This is a genomic window from Alkalibacterium sp. AK22 (assembly GCF_000585255.1).
Taxonomy (GTDB): domain Bacteria; phylum Bacillota; class Bacilli; order Lactobacillales; family Carnobacteriaceae_A; genus Alkalibacterium.
The window spans coordinates 208,636-227,518 of the sequence record NZ_JANL01000042.1 but is presented as its reverse complement, the minus strand read 5'-3'; the positions used below and the strand labels follow the sequence as shown (position 1 = coordinate 227,518).

General features: G+C 44.5%; 14 protein-coding genes, 1 pseudogene and 1 riboswitch. Of the genes and pseudogenes, 9 read left to right on the top strand and 6 right to left on the bottom strand.

What is annotated here, in order from left to right:
* Both ADIAL_RS10485 and ADIAL_RS10480 read right to left on the bottom strand, forming a co-directional pair.
* On the bottom strand, positions 1–990 hold the full coding sequence (locus ADIAL_RS10485; RefSeq protein WP_034303325.1) for an aspartate-semialdehyde dehydrogenase: 990 nt from the start codon (positions 988–990) through the stop codon (positions 1–3).
* Positions 991–1,100: 110 nt separating this feature from the next.
* Positions 1,101–2,303 (bottom strand): aspartate kinase, encoded by a 1,203-nt coding sequence (locus tag ADIAL_RS10480; RefSeq protein ID WP_034303323.1) that lies wholly within the window; start codon positions 2,301–2,303, stop codon positions 1,101–1,103.
* A 103-nt stretch (positions 2,304–2,406) separates the two neighbouring features.
* Positions 2,407–2,586, bottom strand: a riboswitch (Lysine riboswitch).
* 242 nt (positions 2,587–2,828) lie between these two features.
* Here ADIAL_RS10480 and ADIAL_RS10475 point away from each other — a divergent pair.
* The 9 genes from ADIAL_RS10475 (at position 2,829) to ADIAL_RS10435 (ending at position 15,826) form a co-directional block, all read left to right on the top strand.
* Positions 2,829–3,128, top strand: coding sequence for a hypothetical protein (locus ADIAL_RS10475; protein WP_034303312.1), 300 nt, complete (start codon positions 2,829–2,831; stop codon positions 3,126–3,128).
* A gap of 642 nt (positions 3,129–3,770) precedes the next feature.
* On the top strand, positions 3,771–5,078 hold the full coding sequence (arcA, locus tag ADIAL_RS10470) for an arginine deiminase (protein WP_081757810.1): 1,308 nt from the start codon (positions 3,771–3,773) through the stop codon (positions 5,076–5,078).
* A 45-nt stretch (positions 5,079–5,123) separates the two neighbouring features.
* The gene (argF, locus tag ADIAL_RS10465) at positions 5,124–6,137 is read left to right on the top strand and encodes an ornithine carbamoyltransferase (RefSeq protein WP_034303308.1); all 1,014 of its coding nucleotides are present in this window, start codon (positions 5,124–5,126) and stop codon (positions 6,135–6,137) included.
* A gap of 92 nt (positions 6,138–6,229) precedes the next feature.
* A complete protein-coding gene (gene arcC / locus ADIAL_RS10460; RefSeq protein ID WP_034303306.1) occupies positions 6,230–7,192 on the top strand; it encodes a carbamate kinase in 963 nt (320 codons plus the stop codon).
* Positions 7,193–7,268: 76 nt separating this feature from the next.
* Complete coding sequence (locus ADIAL_RS10455; protein ID WP_034303491.1) at positions 7,269–8,741, top strand: YfcC family protein; 1,473 nt, start codon at positions 7,269–7,271, stop codon at positions 8,739–8,741.
* 162 nt (positions 8,742–8,903) lie between these two features.
* Positions 8,904–9,653 carry a DeoR/GlpR family DNA-binding transcription regulator gene (locus ADIAL_RS10450; RefSeq protein ID WP_034303304.1) on the top strand — a complete coding sequence of 250 codons (750 nt, stop codon included), beginning with the start codon at positions 8,904–8,906 and terminating at the stop codon, positions 9,651–9,653.
* Positions 9,650–10,570: a 1-phosphofructokinase gene (gene pfkB / locus ADIAL_RS10445; RefSeq protein WP_034303302.1), complete on the top strand. Its 921-nt coding sequence runs from the start codon at positions 9,650–9,652 to the stop codon at positions 10,568–10,570. The genes ADIAL_RS10450 and pfkB overlap by 4 nt, the downstream gene beginning before the upstream one ends.
* Positions 10,571–10,572: 2 nt before the next feature.
* On the top strand, positions 10,573–12,474 hold the full coding sequence (locus ADIAL_RS10440) for a PTS fructose transporter subunit IIABC (RefSeq protein ID WP_034303300.1): 1,902 nt from the start codon (positions 10,573–10,575) through the stop codon (positions 12,472–12,474).
* Positions 12,475–14,491: 2,017 nt separating this feature from the next.
* Entirely contained in the window at positions 14,492–15,826 is a 1,335-nt protein-coding gene (locus ADIAL_RS10435; protein ID WP_034303298.1) for a hypothetical protein, read from the top strand.
* A gap of 77 nt (positions 15,827–15,903) precedes the next feature.
* Here ADIAL_RS10435 and ADIAL_RS11165 read toward each other — a convergent pair whose 3' ends face one another.
* The 4 genes and pseudogenes from ADIAL_RS11165 to ADIAL_RS11720 all read right to left on the bottom strand — a co-directional run bounded on the left by ADIAL_RS11165 (position 15,904) and on the right by ADIAL_RS11720 (position 18,765).
* Positions 15,904–17,277 carry a LysM peptidoglycan-binding domain-containing protein gene (locus ADIAL_RS11165; protein ID WP_051503862.1) on the bottom strand — a complete coding sequence of 458 codons (1,374 nt, stop codon included), beginning with the start codon at positions 17,275–17,277 and terminating at the stop codon, positions 15,904–15,906.
* A 359-nt stretch (positions 17,278–17,636) separates the two neighbouring features.
* Positions 17,637–17,750: pseudogene (locus ADIAL_RS11730) on the bottom strand (IS3 family transposase); the annotation flags it as partial.
* Positions 17,751–17,902: 152 nt separating this feature from the next.
* Entirely contained in the window at positions 17,903–18,511 is a 609-nt protein-coding gene (locus ADIAL_RS11725) for an IS3 family transposase (RefSeq protein ID WP_442853029.1), read from the bottom strand.
* Between the two features lie 140 nt (positions 18,512–18,651).
* Positions 18,652–18,765 carry a helix-turn-helix domain-containing protein gene (locus tag ADIAL_RS11720; protein WP_442853028.1) on the bottom strand — a complete coding sequence of 38 codons (114 nt, stop codon included), beginning with the start codon at positions 18,763–18,765 and terminating at the stop codon, positions 18,652–18,654.
* Between the last annotated feature and the right edge of the window lie 118 nt (positions 18,766–18,883).

The following is an 18,883-nucleotide window of genomic DNA, read 5'->3' as shown; positions in this document are numbered from 1 at the left end:
TCAGTCTTCCTTTCCGTTAATGAGTTGGATCAGTATCTGCACCGCATTCCAGGCGGCCCCTTTTAGTATGTTGTCGCTGACAGACCAGATATGATAAGTTTTTGGCAGACTCGGGTCCTTCCGGATGCGGCCGATAAAGACATCTTTTTTATGCGCGGCATCCAAAGGAGTCGGATAGAGAGCCGACTCTGGATCGTCCATCAGCACGATCGACGGAAAATCAGACAGGGCCTCTTTTAAAGCATCCACGCTGACATCCGTTTTTAATGTGACGTTCATGGCCACGGCATGTGAATGGGGGACCGGTACGCGTACGCAGGTCGCCGTCACGTCCAGTTCGGGATCATTCAGTATTTTCTGCGTTTCCTTAATCATCTTTTGTTCTTCTTTAGTGTACCCGTCTTCCATAAAGACATCAATTTGAGGGATGACATTATGGTAGATCGGCTGGTCATAATTTTCAGGCGCTTCGCCTTTCTCTCCGCGGTCCAGGTCTTCGATACCTTTCCAGCCGGAACCGGACACGGACTGATAGGTCGTATAGGCTACGCGGCTGAGACCGAAGCGATCAGCGAGCGGCTTAAGCGGTACAACTGACTGAATAGTTGAGCAATTCGGATTAGCGATGATGCGGCGCTTTAAAGACGGTTTGTTGACTTCCGGCACAATCAAGTCGATGGCCGGATCCATACGCCAGGCACTAGAATTATCGATGACTACGGCTCCGGTTTTTTCAAAGAGTGGAGCATAGGTCAGACTGATATCGCCTCCCGCAGACATGAGGACATAATCGAATCGGCTGCTCAAAGCCGCTTCTTCAGTCAGTTCTTCGACGGTATAGGTACTGCCCTGAAAAGTGACTTCTTTTCCTGCAGAACGGGCAGAAGAGTAGAGGGTTAAAGAGTCAAAGGGTATGGTTTCTTCATCAAGGAGCTGCAGCATCGTCTGTCCGACGAGGCCGGTAGCTCCAACAAGAGCAATGGATAGCATGTAGACGTTCCTTTCTTGTTGAGGGTAGAGAGTTTTATCTGTTTGTTTTAGATGTTGTCTGTTTGAGGTAGACGCTTTTGGACTGTCTTTTGTTTGACTGAACCTTTGCCTTACAAGCCGAATGTCCGACAAAGAATACGTGTGGCTTTTTCGCCGTTGGCCCCATCAACGACATAAGACACGCTAATTTCAGAAGTCGTGACCTGATAAAAGGGGATGTCTGATTCAATCAAAGTCTTGAATATTTTCGATGCGATCCCGGTCATGTCCCGCATACCTGCACCGATGACAGACACTTTGCAGTAGGTTGTGTTTATTTTGACATACAAGTTGGGGTAGTCAGCTTTTAGAGCGGCAAACAGGTCGTTTAGCTCCCGCTCCTCAGATTCTTTAAACGTAAAGGACAGCTGCAGACCTTCTTGATTTTGTATCTGAGAAATCATGTCAATATTGATTTCTGCTTCTTCCAGTTTGATAAACAGCTGATGCAAGAATGAAGAACTTTCATGTGGATAGGTAATTGTCACGTGGGCCATCTCCTTATCCAGAGCTACCCCCGTTACAGCTTTGCGTTCCAGTATCTGATCATTTGGCACGATCCATGTTCCTTTCTCCATTGATAATGTCTTACCTAAATATAACGGAATTCCGTGATTGTTTGCCAGTTCGACACTCCGGGTTTCTAGAACCCCGGCCCCAAGTGCCGACATTTCCATCATTTCTTCAAATGAAATCGTGTCCCAGCGTCTGGCTTCAGGATAGACTCTAGGATCTGTAGAAAACACTCCGGTGACATCCGTATAGATTTCGCATGGACAATCCAGGGCGGCAGCGATGGCTACGGCTGTTGTATCTGATCCTCCGCGTCCAAGGGTAGTCAGCTCTCCGTCCTTGTTGAATCCCTGAAATCCCGCAACAATCAATATGTCTTGCTCTTCAAAAAGCTGATGCAGCAGATCGGACTTGATTGAGCTGATCTTGCTTTTTAAATGCCGCCCGATGGTTTCAATTCCGGCCTGATAGCCGGTCAGGGGTTTGGCGCTGACTTTCAAGTCATTAAGAGCCAGTGACAGAAAAGAGATGGTCTGTTGTTCTCCTGTAGTCAGCAGCATTGCCAAATCCTTGTCATTCGGTGTACTGGTCAGTTCATTGACTGACTTAAGCAGGTCATCCGTTGTTTTTCCCATCGCAGAGACAACAACGACGAGCTGTTCGTTTTTTTGCACGCGTTCTTTGAGGTAGTGGGCAATATTTTTGATTTTCTGGAAGTCAGCAACGCTGGAACCGCCAAATTTCAGTACACTTCTTTTCATAGCTACTCCTTTACAATAAGCTTACCAGAAGGCTGTGCGCGACTATTTGAATATACAAAAAAAACAAATCGGCTGCACCGACTTGTTTTAAAAAGTATCACAAACAAGTGGAAGCACTCCGTCAAGCAAAAGCTACACGGCAGTCTGCATATTGTTCATATGCAGCCCAACAATTCACTCCCATGTAAAAAGTGAACCATTTCGGCAAATTTCCCTTTCCCTATGCCGACTTACAGGTCGTGTTGCAATAGGTACTGATGATTTTTGCGCCTCATCCAGTAATTATTCATTTATTTTTCATTTTCAATAGTAACAAGTAAAAAGGAAAAAGTAAAGCAAGGATCAGTAATTTATTGTCAAAGCAGCTGTTTTTTGAAAATAGGAGATATTCAGGTTGCTGATGGAGGCAAAAAAGCAACAAGTGGGTTAATCATCAGATCGAGGACATGCATTATTTTGCATAGCAACGGCAAGTACATACCTGAAGTTTTGAAGTCTAGATAGACGAAACAGCGAGCCTGTCGGTTGAGATACAGACTGCTTGCTGAAGCGAGAGCGGCTGGTCTTGAGTGTTTCGAAAAAATGCAGCGTGCTGTTCATTTTACGACAGGCTATATCCAAAACAATGCAGAAAAAGGCAGACTCAACTGGATCAGCCTTGAACGCCAAGAGGGAACTATCCGCTTTTACTTTGTTGAGGAGGACATCATTATAGATAAGGATCACTACAGAACTCTTCTTGAAACAGATAAAGATATCAGGAACGAATTGGTGTATAAGGTAGAGCAGTTGCAAGAAAGCTACAGCATGGATGACGTGAACTGACTCCGCTGCTTGTTGATGAAGATCAGGCTATCGGGTGAAATATTTGTCAAGAGCGGTCCCGCTGCTTGAAGTAGAAAATGAAAAATAAACTAAACTATACCAAAGCACCGTTAAGCACGGAATTCCTTGTGCTTGACGGTGCTTTGTTTCAATAGTTTCGTCTATCACATGACCGCAAATAGTGTAAAAGCAAAAGCAGTGACTACTCTGCCTAACTCCGTTCTCGACTAAAGCGATTACCGAACGATAGACAGTCGTTTTGTCTTCAGTTTAATGTCAGTAAAGCTTGGCTGACAGGGGGCTGTTCAGAGACGAGTGGAATCTAGTTTGTAATGATGCACACAGGGAGTAAAAAAGCACCCTTGAGAGCTGGCTGCTCTATTTGATAAACAAGGGCCTCGATGTTAATTATGTGAGAACACCTCATATAGTACTCATCATTTTTTTATGATTAATAAAAAGTGTTTAAAATTTGTTGATTATTCAACTTTTCACAAAAAGTAAGGATGATTATGCGCAAAAGATGATTCTAATGCAAAAAATACGGTTAAAAAAGCTCAACAGCAATATAGAAAAGGCTTACATTTTTTATGGTGAAGTGCTATTATTAAGCCAAATAAAACACACAAAGGAGGAAGAAGTATGAAAAGTCTGGTTACAGTAGAAAAATTGAAGATCGAGGAAGGACGTCTAAACGAACAGAATAAACCAATTCATGTGTTTTCTGAAATTGGCGAACTGAAAACGGTTCTGCTCAAGCGGCCTGGTAAGGAAATTGAAAATTTGACTCCTGAGATCATGGAGCGGTTGCTGTTCGATGATATCCCTCATCTGCCGGTCATTCAGAAAGAGCATGATGCCTTTGCAGCAGCCTTAAGAGACAACGGGGTTGAAGTCGTTTACCTGGAACAGCTGACCGCCGAAGCGATTGATGCATCAGATATTAGGGATGATTTTTTGAATCGGATGCTGAAAGAATCGGATATCCAGTCGAAAACGGTCTATAAAGCACTCAAGGCCTACCTTTCAGCGATGAGTACACTGGATATGGTGGAGACCATCATGGCTGGAGTCAGAAAGACAGACATCGAAGTCGAGTCGGACTATCTGGCTGATATCGTCGACAATAATCAGTACCCCTTTTATATGGATCCCATGCCGAACCTGTACTTTACGCGCGACCCCGGAGCAGCGATGGGGAATGGTTTAACGATTAACAACATGAAGTACGAAGCCCGCAAGCGGGAATCTCTCTTTATTGAAACGATCATCCGGCATCATCCCCGTTTCAGGGACAGCGGTGTGGATGTCTGGCGCGACCGTAATGAAACGACCTGCATTGAAGGCGGGGATGAACTGGTTCTGAACGAAAAGGTACTGGCGATCGGTATTTCCCAGCGGACCGAACCTAAAGCGATTGAAGCTCTGGCGAAGCAGCTGTTTGAAAAGCACAGTTCTTTTGATACGGTACTGGCTATCAAGATACCGAATGTGCGGGCGATGATGCATTTGGATACGGTCTTTACCATGATTGACCACAATAAGTTTACGATCCATCCGGGCATCTTGAAGCTCGATGGCTCTATCGACACTTATATCCTGGAAAAAGCACCCGGAAACTCAAAGATCAGCATCAGACACGAGACAGACATTCAGAAAGTGCTGAAAGAGGCTTTAAATGTCAGTGACTTGAACCTGATCCAGTGCGGAGGTGGAGACGCCATTGCTGCGCCACGTGAGCAGTGGAACGACGGGTCCAATACACTGGCAATTGCGCCGGGTGTCGTTGTGACTTACGACCGTAACTATGTATCCAATCAGCTCTTAAGAGACCAGGGCGTCAAAGTGATTGAGATTGCTTCCAGTGAACTCTCAAGAGGACGCGGTGGCCCTCGTTGCATGAGCATGCCACTGATCAGAAAAGATGTCAAAAAGGATTCAGCTGAGTAAGATGCACTTACTAAGTTTTACACACACAAATTAGGAGGAAATCAGATGCAAAATGTATTTCAAGGACGCAGTCTACTGGCAGAAAAGGACTTTACCAAGGAAGAACTGATGTACTTTATCGATTTTTCCGCTCATCTGAAAGATATGAAGAAAAAAGGTATTCCTCACCGTTATCTGGAAGGCAAAAATATTGCACTCCTCTTTGAAAAAGCATCAACACGGACGCGTTCCGCCTTTACTGTGGCTGCCATCGATCTGGGCGCGCATCCGGAATACCTGGGCAAGGACGACATCCAGATCGGTAAAAAGGAATCGGTGGAAGATACTGCAAAAGTGCTAGGAGGCATGTTTGATGGGATTGAATTCCGCGGATTCAAGCAGGAAAATGTGGAACTGCTGGCCAAGTACTCGGGGGTGCCGGTATGGAATGGTCTGACGGATGAGTGGCATCCAACTCAGATGATTGCGGACTACCTGACACTGAAGGAGAATTTCGGCACTCTCGAAAACCTGACACTGGCTTATGTTGGTGACGGGCGCAATAATGTGGCGAACAGCCTCTTAGTTACTGGAGCGATATTAGGAGTGAATGTCCGTATCGTCTCCCCTGAGTCGCTGTTCCCTGACCAGGAACTGATCGACTTGGCAAGAGAGTTTGGGAACGGATCGGGTGCTGAGATTCTGATTACTGCTGATGTAAATGAAGGCGTCAAGGGAGCTGATGCGCTGTATACAGATGTCTGGGTATCCATGGGTGAAGAAGACAAGTTCGCCGAGCGGGTCAATCTTCTCAAACCTTACCAGATCAATATGAAGATGATGAAGGCTACAGGCAAGGACGAGACCATCCTGCTTCACTGCCTGCCAGCTTTTCACGATACCGAAACAGAATACGGTAAAATGGTGAAGGAAAACTTTGGTGAAGTGGAGATGGAAGTGACAGACGAAGTGTTCCGAAGCAAGCATGCCCGTCAGTTTGACCAGGCTGAAAACCGCATGCATTCAATCAAAGCCATTATGGCCGCTACTCTAGGTAATCTATTTATTCCGCGTGTCTGAAAGGTGAAGGGATGGCTGGACCGTCAGCCTTCCCCTCTCTTATTCACTTTAATTATTTTCCCTAATACAAGTCAGGAAAGAGAGTGATCATATTGAGCAAACGTAAAGTGGTTATTGCTTTAGGCGGTAATGCTATTTTGACGACGGATTCATCCGCAAAAGCCCAGCAAGAGGCCCTGCAGCAGACGGCAGATTATCTTGTGCGCTTTGTTGAAAACGGAGACGCCATTGCCATTTCTCACGGCAACGGGCCACAGGTAGGCAATCTGCTGCTTCAGCAAGAAGCGGCCAACAGTTCAAAAAACCCGGCTATGCCTCTGGATACCTGCGTTGCCATGACCCAGGGCAGCATCGGCTACTGGATGCAGTCAGCCTTGTCCAAAGCTTTGCAAGAAAAGGGTCTCAATCAGTCTACTGCTTCGGTTGTTACCCAGGTAGTCGTCTCTGAAGACGATCCGGCTTTTGAAGAGCCGACTAAGCCTGTCGGACCTTTCTTGAGCGAAGAAGAAGCACGCAGACAGATGCAGGAGACCGAGACACTATTCATTGAAGACGCCGGTCGCGGCTGGAGAAAAGTGGTCCCTTCGCCCCGTCCCGTTGCGATTCGCGAAGAAAAAGTGATCCGACTGATGATGGACCATGACATGATTCCGATTACTGTAGGGGGTGGAGGTATTCCGGTCATCAAGAGGGAGGGGGACTACATTGGAGTCGAAGCTGTGATCGATAAAGACTTTGCTTCCGAGACCCTGGCTGCCTCTTTGGGGGCTGATCTGCTGGTGATTCTGACAGGTGTTGACCATGTGATGGTTAACTACAAGCAGGAAGATGAAGTCAAGCTAGAGGGTGTGTCCGTAGAAGAGATGAAGGCTTATATCACAGAAGAGCAATTCGCAGCCGGCAGCATGCTTCCCAAAGTCGAAGCGGCTATCCGATTTGTCGAACAGAGACCGTCGGGTAAGGCGATCATCACATCCTTGGAAAATATTGAAGCGGCTCTGAAAGAAAACGGCGGGACGATTATAACCAGTGAACGGCAGCTGATTCAAAGCTGAAGGCAGTTCATCAGAAAAAAAGCAATTAGGAGGGATTAAATTGGCTCAGAACAAATTTAAAGAGAAACTTTTATCCATGCCGTCATCATTTACAATCTTATTCATTATCATTATTATCATGGCTATTCTAACCTGGTTTATACCAGCAGGCAGCTATGAAGTCGACGAGGCGGGAAATATTATTGCGGGCACCTTCGCCTATGCTGAACAGCAGCCTCAGGGCCTATGGGATATCTTTATGGCTCCGGTCAAAGGGATGCTAGGAACGGATGGGACTCCCGGAGCAATTGAAGTGTCTTTGTTCATTCTCGTAGTCGGCGGATTTTTAGGTGTCGTAGGGAAAACGGGAGCGCTAGATACAGCGATTGCTCAGGTAGTCCATGCCAATAAGGGTCGGGAAAAAATGCTGATTCCGATCCTGATGTTCATTTTCGCCCTGGGAGGTACCACTTACGGAATGGCTGAAGAGACACTGGCGTTTTATCCCTTAATTATCCCCGTCATGATTGCCGTCGGTTTTGACTCCCTGGTCGCCGTATCTGTAATTATGCTGGGGGCGGGGGTCGGCGTACTGGCTTCAACAGTCAATCCGTTCGCTACCGGCGTAGCGTCGCAGGCTGTTGGGATCAGTCCGGGTGAAGGAATCGGTCTGCGCCTAGTCTTCTTCGTAGTCATGTATCTGATTGCTACACTTTACGTCTACCGCTATGCGACAAAAGTGCAGAATGATCCACAGGCTTCAATCGTTGCGGCAGACTACGAAACCAATAAGGCCAAATTCAAGACTAAAGCGACCGATACGAAAATGAATGGCAGGCAGAAAGTCGTGATTGTCCTGTTCGGTATCACCTTCCTGCTCATGGTCATCGGTCTGGTTCCCTGGACAATGCTGAACGAAAACTGGACCTTGTTTGAAACGATCAATGACGGGTTAATGGGACTGCCGGTGATTGGCACCCTGGTAGGGCAGCAGATGGTTCCTTTAGGTGACTGGTATTTCGTGGAGATCACCATGCTCTTCTTTGCAATGGCCGTGATCATTGGCATGTTTTACCGTCTGCCCGAAAAAGAGATCGTCACCGGCTTTGTTGACGGCGCTAAGGATCTACTCAGCGTTGCCTTAATCGTAGCGGTTGCCCGAGGAATACAGGTCATCATGAATGAAGGCATGATCACTGCAACCATACTCAACTTCGGTGAAAGAGGACTGTCCGACTTTTCACCGGTATTCTTTTCCGTTTTAACGTATATCTTTTATATTCCGCTGTCCTTCCTCATTCCCTCAACATCCGGACTTGCAGCAGCCACTATGGGGATCATGGGTCCTCTAGGGACATTTGTCGGTGTCTCACAGGATATCGTGGTCACTGCCTTCCAGTCAGCCAGCGGGATTGTCAACCTCATCACTCCAACGTCCGGTGTAGTCATGGGAGCTCTCGCTATTGCCGGTGTGGAACTGACGACCTGGTGGAAGTATGTCGCCAAACTCATTGGGATCATCTTTATCGTTTCATGTGTCCTTATGGCGCTGGGGGTATTAATCTTTTAAAGAAAAACTAAGCAGTCTGCAATCAAAGCCACGAATGCGTCTTGCATCCGTGGCTTTTTGCTGCTCAGGGTACTCTTTATGATTGATTTTGAATGTTTTTGGATGAAAGTGATTGATTTTTGGAGTTCGTAGTGTTATTATTCTAGATAAGAGGTGATGTAAATGCTTACAGAGGAAAGACATCGCTATATACTTGATCTTCTGGAAGAGAAGGATACGGTGAGCGTCCAGGAAATAACGGAAAAGCTGAACCATTCAGAATCCACAGTCAGACGTGATTTAACACAGCTGGAGAGTCAGCAGAAGCTGGTGCGGGTCCACGGGGGAGCCAAGAAAAGAAGACGGCCGAGTGAAGAAGCATCCATGGAAGAGAAAACAGTCAAATTCAGTCATTCAAAAGACAGAATCGCTCAATTTGCTGCTTCCTTAGTGGAAGACAATGATGTCATTTATGTAGATGCCGGATCCACGACTTTTGCTATGATCCCTTATTTGAAAGACCGGCCGGTAACAGTCGTGACCAATGGGGTCCCGCATGCGTCACTGCTGGCCGATCTTCATATAGAAACGATTTTATTGGGCGGAAAAATCAAGCAGCGGACAAAAGCCATCATCGGTCCTCTCACAGAACAGTCTCTGAGTCGGATGTACTTTACCAAGGCTTTTATGGGCATGAATGGAATTAGCGTAGAGTACGGATTGACCACACCGGATGTGGAAGAAGCTTCAGTTAAGGAAAGAGCAATCAGACAGGCCAATGAACCTTATATTTTAGCGGATAGCTCGAAATTTGGTGAAGTAGATTTTGTTAAAGTAGCGGATGTAGAAGACTGTGTGCTCATTACTGACCATCTGCCGCAGTCAAGCAGAAAATTAACAGACATAACGAAAGTGATAGAGGTGCAAGCATGATATATACCGTAACACTCAATCCATCTATAGACTACGTGGTCTATCCAGATGAGCCGATCCAACTAGGTCAACTTAACCGGATCAGCAAACATCACAAGTATCCTGGAGGAAAAGGCATCAACGTCTCCCGAATCTTAAGTGAACTGGCCATCGAATCGACAGCTTTAGGCTTTGTCGGGGGCTTTACCGGAGATTTTCTAAAGCAGCAGCTCCAAGACCGGGCCGTTTCGACGGCATTTGTAGAAGTTGAGGAAGACACGCGCATCAACGTCAAAATCAAAGGAGAGTCAGAAACCGAAATAAACGGCGCCGGCCCTCACATCACCCCTGAGAAGCAAGCCGAGCTGGTTTCCAAATTCCGGCAGCTGAAGCAGGGAGATATCGTTGTCCTGGCCGGCAGCAAGCCGAGCGGGCTGCCGGGGGACTTTTACCAGCAGCTGATCCGACTCATCACAGAAAAGGGAGCTTCCTTTATTATCGATACCACCGGTGATGAGCTGATGCAGTCATTAGAACACCAGCCTTTTTTGATTAAGCCCAACAGGGATGAACTGGAAGAACTTTATGAGACCGTTATTGACTCGAAAGAAGCAGTTGTCCAATACGGCAGGGATCTACTCAACAAGGGTGCCCGGCATGTAATCGTCTCCATGGGCAAGGACGGGGCCATGCTGTTTACCCATGAGGGGATTTACCACGGCAGTGCCAAGCCAGGCAGACTCGTCAACTCGGTAGGAGCTGGCGATTCCATGGTGGCTGGCTTTACCGGTACATTTGAACAGACCAAGGACATCAAAGAAGCCTTCCGATACAGCCTCGCCTGCGGATCAGCGACAGCCTTCAGCGAAGACCTGGCTGTCAAAGAAGACATTGAAAAAGTACTGCAAACCATCACAATCAAACAATGGGAGGAATAAACATGCGTATCAACGATATATTGAGAAAAGATTTGATGATCATGGATCTTCAGGCGACCACTAAGGAAGCTGTAATCGATGAAATGATCCAGAAACTGGCACACCAGGACGTAATCAGCGATGCAGATACCTTTAAGTCAGGCATCATGAACAGGGAAGCACAGACATCAACAGGACTTGGAAACGGCATAGCCATGCCTCACTCCAAAAACAAGGCAGTAAAAAATCCGGCGGTTCTGTTTGCCAAATCGAATAAAGGCGTAGACTACCAGGCTTTGGATGACCAGCCGGTCGAACTGTTCTTCATGATTGCAGCACCTGAGGGAGGCAACGATCTGCATCTGCAGGTACTGGCTTCTCTATCCAGAAAACTGGTGGATGACGAGCTGGTGGACCGGTTAAAGCAAGTCCAGTCTGCAAAAGAAGTCCAGGCAATCTTTGAAGAAGAGGAAGAACCGGAAGAAGTTCAGGTAAGGGAAGAGGCAGCAGGTACAAGTGGAGACAAGAAGTTTGTTGTGGCCGTTACGGCATGTCCGACAGGTATTGCCCACACGTATATGGCTGAAGATTCCCTCAAGAAAAAAGCTGCTCAGATGGGTGTTGACATTCGCGTAGAAACAAACGGCACGGACGGAGCAAAAAATGTTCTGACCAAGGACGAAATCAGACGGGCTGACGGGGTCATTGTTGCTGCAGACAAGAAAGTGGACATGAACCGCTTTGACGGCAAACCTGTACTGCAAAGACCGGTAGCTGACGGAATCAAAAAAGCTGAAGAATTGATTAACCTTGCTGCTTCAGGCTCGGCTTCTATATTTAAAGCAGACGGTCATGCAGCGGATTCAACGGAAGACAGCGAACCGAAGAGCTTATGGCAGTCAGTCTACAAGGACCTGATGAATGGTGTATCTCACATGCTGCCGTTCGTAGTCGGCGGCGGTATCCTGCTGGCTCTGTCCTTCCTGTTTGAAGCCCAGCTGGGTGAAGAGAGTGTCTTGTTTACTTCTCTCAACACAATCGGCGGATCGGCTTTCCAGTTCCTGATTCCGATCCTGGCTGGTTATATAGCCTACAGCATCGCTGACCGTCCAGGTCTGCTGCCTGGTATGGCAGGGGGATTCCTGGCTGTACAAAGTGACGCCGGTTTTCTGGGTGGACTGGTAGCCGGTTTTGTGGCCGGTTACGTGATGAACCTTATCAAGAAACTGCTGAAAAACATGCCGAAATCTCTGGAAGGACTCAAGGCGATCCTTCTGTATCCATTCCTGGGACTGCTGGCTGTTGGGTTGCTAATGTACTTCCTGGTCGGTCCCTTCTTTGCTGTCATCAACAACGGCATGATTAGTTTCCTTGAAAACCTGGGAACAGGAAACGCGGTTATCCTAGGCGCAGTCTTAGGTGGCATGATGGCGGTCGACATGGGCGGACCTGTCAACAAGGCAGCATATGCCTTCTCAATTGGTATCTTCGGAGATACGGGGGATGGAAGTCTGATGGCTGCTGTTATGGTCGGTGGAATGATCCCGCCATTGGCAATCGCATTCTCTACTTTCCTCTTTAGAAACAAGTTCACCAAACTGGAGCAGCAGTCAGGAATTTCCAACCTGGCCATGGGTATTTCTTTTATTACTGAAGGAGCCATACCATTTGCAGCAACAGATCCACTGAGAGTCATCGGTTCGTCAGTTCTTGGCTCAGCTATTGGTGGCGGACTGACTCAGCTCTGGAATGTAGCCATTCCTGCTCCTCACGGCGGTCTGTTCGTAGTCGGGATTGGAACCAACCCATGGTTCTTCGTTGCGGCGCTGCTGATCGGTTCCCTGATCACCGCAGTTATTATGGGATTGTGGAAGCCGGTTGTTGACCAGCAAGCCAGCGGTTTAGAAGCTGCTGATTTAAGCTGATTGAGCAACGTAGAAAACAATTAAATTAATGAATGAGATAGACCGACACTAAAGTAAACAGTGTCGGTCTTTTGTATTTGCGTAAGTAAGGGAAGAGAACACTACGAGGTTACAGGATGGGTTCTGTTTTTCTTGTAAAATACTGTCTTTTTAAAATTTTTACGCTTACAAAATGATAGCGAGTGCTAAATTCACGAGTAGAGAACGCATGTTCAGGTTAACGTTTGAACTTATCGATACTAAACCCGCTTGTTTAATGCATACTTGTAATTATCCGTTGAGGATTTATGGAGATCATAGCATTGATAAGGCCTGTTGAGACAGTTCTAGTTAAAGAACAGGGATGTCTCAACTCTCTGTTTAAGGCTACAAGCGAGCCTTAAATATTTTAAATTAAGCTGCAAGTAAAGGAAACAGAGAACAGTCAAAAACGATTCAAGACATTCATAAGAATTAATACGGCATACAGTATGAAGCATAGATAAATGACGGACTGACGGGCAAGTAAAAACCTATAGATGGATCAGTCAGAGTTAATCAGTCAATAGACAGTAGAATCAGCTGATGAAAGCTATATATGAGATTTAGTCAGATCAGAGCCAACTCATACACAGTTAGACAATACATAGAAATTGACAGCCAGCTGAAAAAATGAAAGATCGTCCTTAAACATATTGAAATCAACAGATAAAGCAAGAGCTGCTAAAATATCTAACTTAAAGGATAAATGCAGGCAATAAAGACAGTTAAACCAGTAATGATATGAAAAACATCCTGTTTGAATTGAAATCAATTCAATTTTTAAAGAGAGGGCTATAATTTACTAATCATCTACTTGGTATAATATATATTATGTAAACTAAAATAAATAAAAAGCAGTCTTCTCTAAGGTCTATACGTCTATTAATAAAATCCCCTATTTATTGCCTCAATTTTCTATTATTATCATAGATCCTAAAAAAATCTTATGATTATCAGTAAAATAAATGATTGGCTTTATCTGTGTTGCTTTCAGCGCACTTTACAGACTATCCAGCTGAGTCAATATACCTGCTTCCGCATTATATGGTCCGGTCATGAATGTTTTTGGAGATTTGCCCTGTATCTATTCAGCAAATCGGACAACAGAAATCTTTAAATATCGCTTATTCCATAATTTAATTAGCTTAAAGCGTTACGTGCATATCATGTCTTTTTGTACTTTAGATTTTGCTGTTCTGGTTAAAAATGCCATCCTTTAAGATGAAAATTAAATGTAAAGGCTGATTTAATGAATACCTGCTAACAATATGTTAAGGCTTGCTGTTAATAAGCTGAATCTCATTAGCGGCAAACCTTAACTTTTAAGTTGGGTCTATTTCCACATATTTCCACATATTTCCACAAATAAACCCATGAATTCACTTGAGTATAGTAAGATTCATACCATTAAACAAGCCTTTACAAGAACTCAACAGAAAAAAACAATAATTTGACGCTACACTGCACAATGATCCTGAACTCTTTAAATATAACTGATGTAGTCGTTTGATTGCCCGACTGAGGGACTTCTCTACTCCCCCCTCCTACCTCCCAGAAGAGGGGAAAGCGCAGACAATGAGAAAAATGAAAATAGATGATGAATTGAACGCGTGCTAAAAGTATCTTTAGAGGAATAATTCAGGCTTGCTATTCTTTAAATCATTGGTTTTGGCTATATCGGTCAAAAACAGCACTCATTTTTTCTTTTGGAAAGTATGGCCACAATTCTGGCAATACCATCTATCTTTACTTTTTTATCATAATGATCAAGTGTTAACAATAGATATGCAGTTGGCACTTATGAATGACAATTAGATGATTCTAGGGATTTTATATATATAATAAACGGATTAAAATAAATTTTAATGCTTATCAGTTAAATTAACTCAGTCTTGCTTAGGCCCGGGAAAATAATGAAATAATGTCATTAGACTGGTTTATCCAAAGAAATTGTTATATAATTCACATTAATACCAAGTAGAAAGGTGGTTGAATTATGCGCCCGGCCGTAGAGTCTATCCCCTGCGACAAGCTTCAGCGTGACGCCTTGACTGAATTTCTGAGGCAGCCCCCCTTCCCTAAAAAAAATAAGCCCTCCATTGCCATGTGGCAGAAAATTCGAAACGAGAAAAAAATTAAAAAGTTATTGACTAAGCTTATGGACGAGATGCAACCTCTAATGAATGAGATGAAGGCACGGGACACCCTTCCTCTTTCTGATGATCCGTCTGATCTGTACTTAAAGCAACAGGTCAAGGACCTGATTTCGAATACACTGATCGAAATCGATGATAAAAAGCTTTTGTTTGACGAGTCTTTTCTTGGCTACTTCATTGCTCAAGGATACTTGGACGTCGCGGAAGAGTTTATTTCCCGTGCCCGTCTGGAAGACAGCGGTTTAAACAAGGACGAACTTTTTCAGGCGCTCAGAAATGTCTGGATCATGAACAGCCTTCAGCTGATGTGGGATCTGCCTCTGGAACTGACAGATCCGATATATGCCTACAGCATGCTCTACCCTTATACTGACAACATTCTGGATGACCCAACCACAAGCTATCAGGAGAAGGAACAGTTCAACTACCGGCTCAGTCAGTCTCTGGCCGGAAGAAAAACCCGCTGTAAAACAGCCAGAGAATGCCGTATTTTTCAGCTGGTTTCTCAGATTCATCAGACCTATCCGCTGAAAACAGTCCCGCAAGTGACGGAAAGTATTCAGCTTATTCAAAAAGCCCAGATTCAAAGCTTGAAGCAGACCGGTGACCGGATTCTTTCCAAAGAAGAATGCCTGTCGGTCAGCTTCTTTAAAGGCGGAACTTCTGTTTTAGCTGATGCCTTTCTGATCAAGAGTGACCTGGACTATGAACAAATGCTCTTTGCCTATCAGTACGGTGCTTTTCTACAGCTACTGGATGATCTGCAGGACAAGGAAGCAGATGAAGAGATTGCATGCCAGACCCTGTTTTCCAGTATTTCAAAACAGGAACTGGCTGATCCTGAAATCATCAGCCTGATCGTTTATATCTACACGGTCAACGAAGCATCAGCAGATGATTCAGAAACAACCAGGTTAATGAAGAATGTAATCCGCCAGTGTACAATCATGATGATCATGGAAACTGTGGGCAGGCACCCCCAGGTTGTATCCCGTGACTTTTACAAACAACTGGAGGCTTGCTCGAAAGTCCGTCTGTCATTCTACAAAGAACTGCATGCGACCCTTAGTGCATTTGTTGAGTCTTCACCTTGGAGTGTCCACGAAGTATTAAAATCAGTTATTTTCGCTATCCTAATAATGTTCATGGTCATAATGCTGGCTTTACGTTACTAGAATAAAACCTCTCTTTAAATAGAGGGGTTTTTTGCGTAAAAAAAAAGACTCCCGGTTAAGGAAGTCTTTTAAAGATGTTATCGGATGGCAACGTTCACTACCCAAAAGTCTCCACCATTGTGTTCAAAGGTTTCGTATCCTCTTGCGTTAGCTTCAGCCATCACGCGCTCAAAGTCGGCTTGCAACACTTCCCAGTCAGGTGTAATACCGTCATCGGAACCAACCAACAGGTCAAATCCTGCTTCGTCGGATGACGTCACTTCAAATTCACCTTCCAAGTTTGCGTTCAGAAATGCTTTGAATGCTGCGATTGCGTCAGAATTATCTTCTACCACAGGCAAGGAACCACTGATTACAATAGTTAGTGTAACGTAGCCTTCGCCGGTAGCGTCTGTTTCATCTGCAAATCTGTATTCTTCGCCGTTTACATTTACTCCACGAGAGTGTGTGCCCTCGTCATCTGTCACCAACATAAACACTTCGCCGCCCTCTACGTATAAACCATATTGAGCAGAGTGTGTTGGGATAGAGAAAGCATAAGGATTTTGTCTTGTGTACCCTCCGCCTAAGTCGAAGTTAACCGTTGTACGTGCTGTTTCTTTGCTCATGACTTGTTCATCAGGAACACGATCTACAGGTGTTTCGGTTTTATCGTCTTCTGGTACAGCAGGAGCAAAGTTTCCTCCATCTTCTTTGTCAATGGAACCTTCATCTTTAACGTCTGCTGGTGCATCGTCTTTAGAATCCGTGTCCGCTTTGTCAGATGGTTTGTCTGCTGGAACGTTAGCGTTCACTTCTTCAGCAGGCGTTTCAGGCTGAGCTGGAGCAAAATTGCCACCATCTTCTACCTTGTCTGCCTCTTTAGAAGGTGTTGCCGGCTTAGCAGGTGTTGCGTCAGCACGATCCGCTTTAGAAGAGTGACCTTCTTTAACGCCACCGTTAACCAACTCATCATTTGCTACTCCACCTTTTTCACTCGCTTGAGGGGCTGTAACTGACTGGGCAGGCTGAGTGGCTTGTACGCCTTCAACATGATTATCAGTCGGTGTAACGTTATCGCCTTCTACTACGAATGAAGATTTTTGACCATTTTGTTCTGTAACCGTCACAACTTGGCCGTCAATCACTAATGTGTTTCCTGCATAAATCAGGTCACGGTTAGCGATGTTGTTGATTGAAACCAATGCATCTACAGATACACCACTGGCTTCGGAAATTGCCCAAAGTGTGTCGCCCCAAATAATGAGATAGTTGGCGCGGTCTTGGATGACAATTTGTTCTGGTGTACGGGCAACCCATGTTTCTGGTGTGTATTCTGCAGCACTTGCTTCTGTTGTGCTAAATGCTGATACTCCCAATGCGAGTGCGACAGTTGATACGATCATCCATTGCTTCCCTTTTACCATGTGCTTGCGTTCTACCTTTGACATTTTTTCTATTTTAATATTCAATTTGTAGTTCTCCTTTTTTATGTATTATCTCCATCCTAATTACTTACTTTTAGAAGGTATTTATCTATAATTAAAGTTATAATCGGATGCAAAATTATATTTTAACCAAAAAAAAAGCCTTTATAATAAAGATTGATAACCAAATGTTAAAATGTAAACAGATTTTTTTATTTGTTAAAATGATCATACTTCATTTAATAATTGCTGTCAATATATTATTTTGTAGACGCGTTGATTTTTTGTAATATATTTACTCAATAAATTGAAAAAGTTCTTTATCAAAAAAAGCTCACTGAAACCTAAAAAGAATAGAAATGAAATGCACCATGTCAAGTAGACAATGAAAAAACAAAAAAATTCTATGCGGCAAGCTGACACCGATATTCCATTGGTGTCAGCTTGTTTCTTGTTTCCTGAAACCGTTCGTAGTTGTAAAAATTCATATGCTGTTGAATGTCTTTCTCCAGTTCTTCGCAGGTAGAAAACTATTTCAATTTATATGATTCACATTTGAAGTGCCCGAAAAAGCTTTCCATAGGGCCGTTTTCGATGCATTTCCCTACACGTTGTTTAGTGTAAAACACACGCGTGACATACTACGAGTAATCCCGGCTTCCGTAGTGACCTAGCGGTAGTGTTTAGATGTGTATTGCGACCCTCGGTCGCTGTGAAGAAGAGAAGTTGCGCCTGAATTCCTTTCAATCGCTTCATTCAAGGTTTCCATGACAAGACCGTTGTTATTAAACTTCCGAACTTTATAGGCAGTAATAGACCCATCGTAAAGATCTTTAATAGCAATCAAATAGGCTTTCTGACCATCTCTGTAACGTAAATGAGTGATATTTGTGACCCATTTCTGATTGAGTTTGTCCGCTTTGAACTCTCGATTTAACACATTTTCTTCTTTATTGACATAGCTAGTTTTGGTAGAGTAGCCATTGGAACGACGGATATGGGATTTTAACCCCATTTGAACCATTAGACGACGAATCACTTTCTTGTCGTGTTGTTTTTCCTTTGAGCCACGGTTCAAGGTAATCGTTATGCGACGATAACCAAATAGTCCCTTGTAATGATAGAAACTTTCTTTTGCAGGCTTCTTTAATTGTCGAGCCTCTGGTTCTCGTTCGCTCGGTGTATGGTTCAGCCATTTATAGTAACCTGAACGCGATACATCTAATACACTGCATAACGATTGAATAGAAACGCTAGTTTCTTGATGGTATTCAAAAATAGCTTGGAACTCACAAAAACATGAGCCTATCCGCGTTGATTCCTACTTTCGATATCTTTCATCTTTTTTATCAAGCCATTTTCCGCTTCTAAATATTGATTTCTCTGCTGTAGTTTCTTCACTTCCAGCCGTAGCTTTTCCTATCCTGTGAGGTTTTCCTTGGATTCCAATGATTGACCACGTCGGTCTTTCAGAGCTTCTGGTCCACCTTCTACGTACTTGCGTACCCACTGATAGACTTGTTGGTAAGACACATTGTACTCTCTCTCCGCGTTCCACTAGCATAAAGCTTTATCCAGCTACGTAAAAACTGAAAAGGTAGAAATATTGAATTTGGCGCAAGTAGCTACTAAACCCAATGGGTTACTTAAA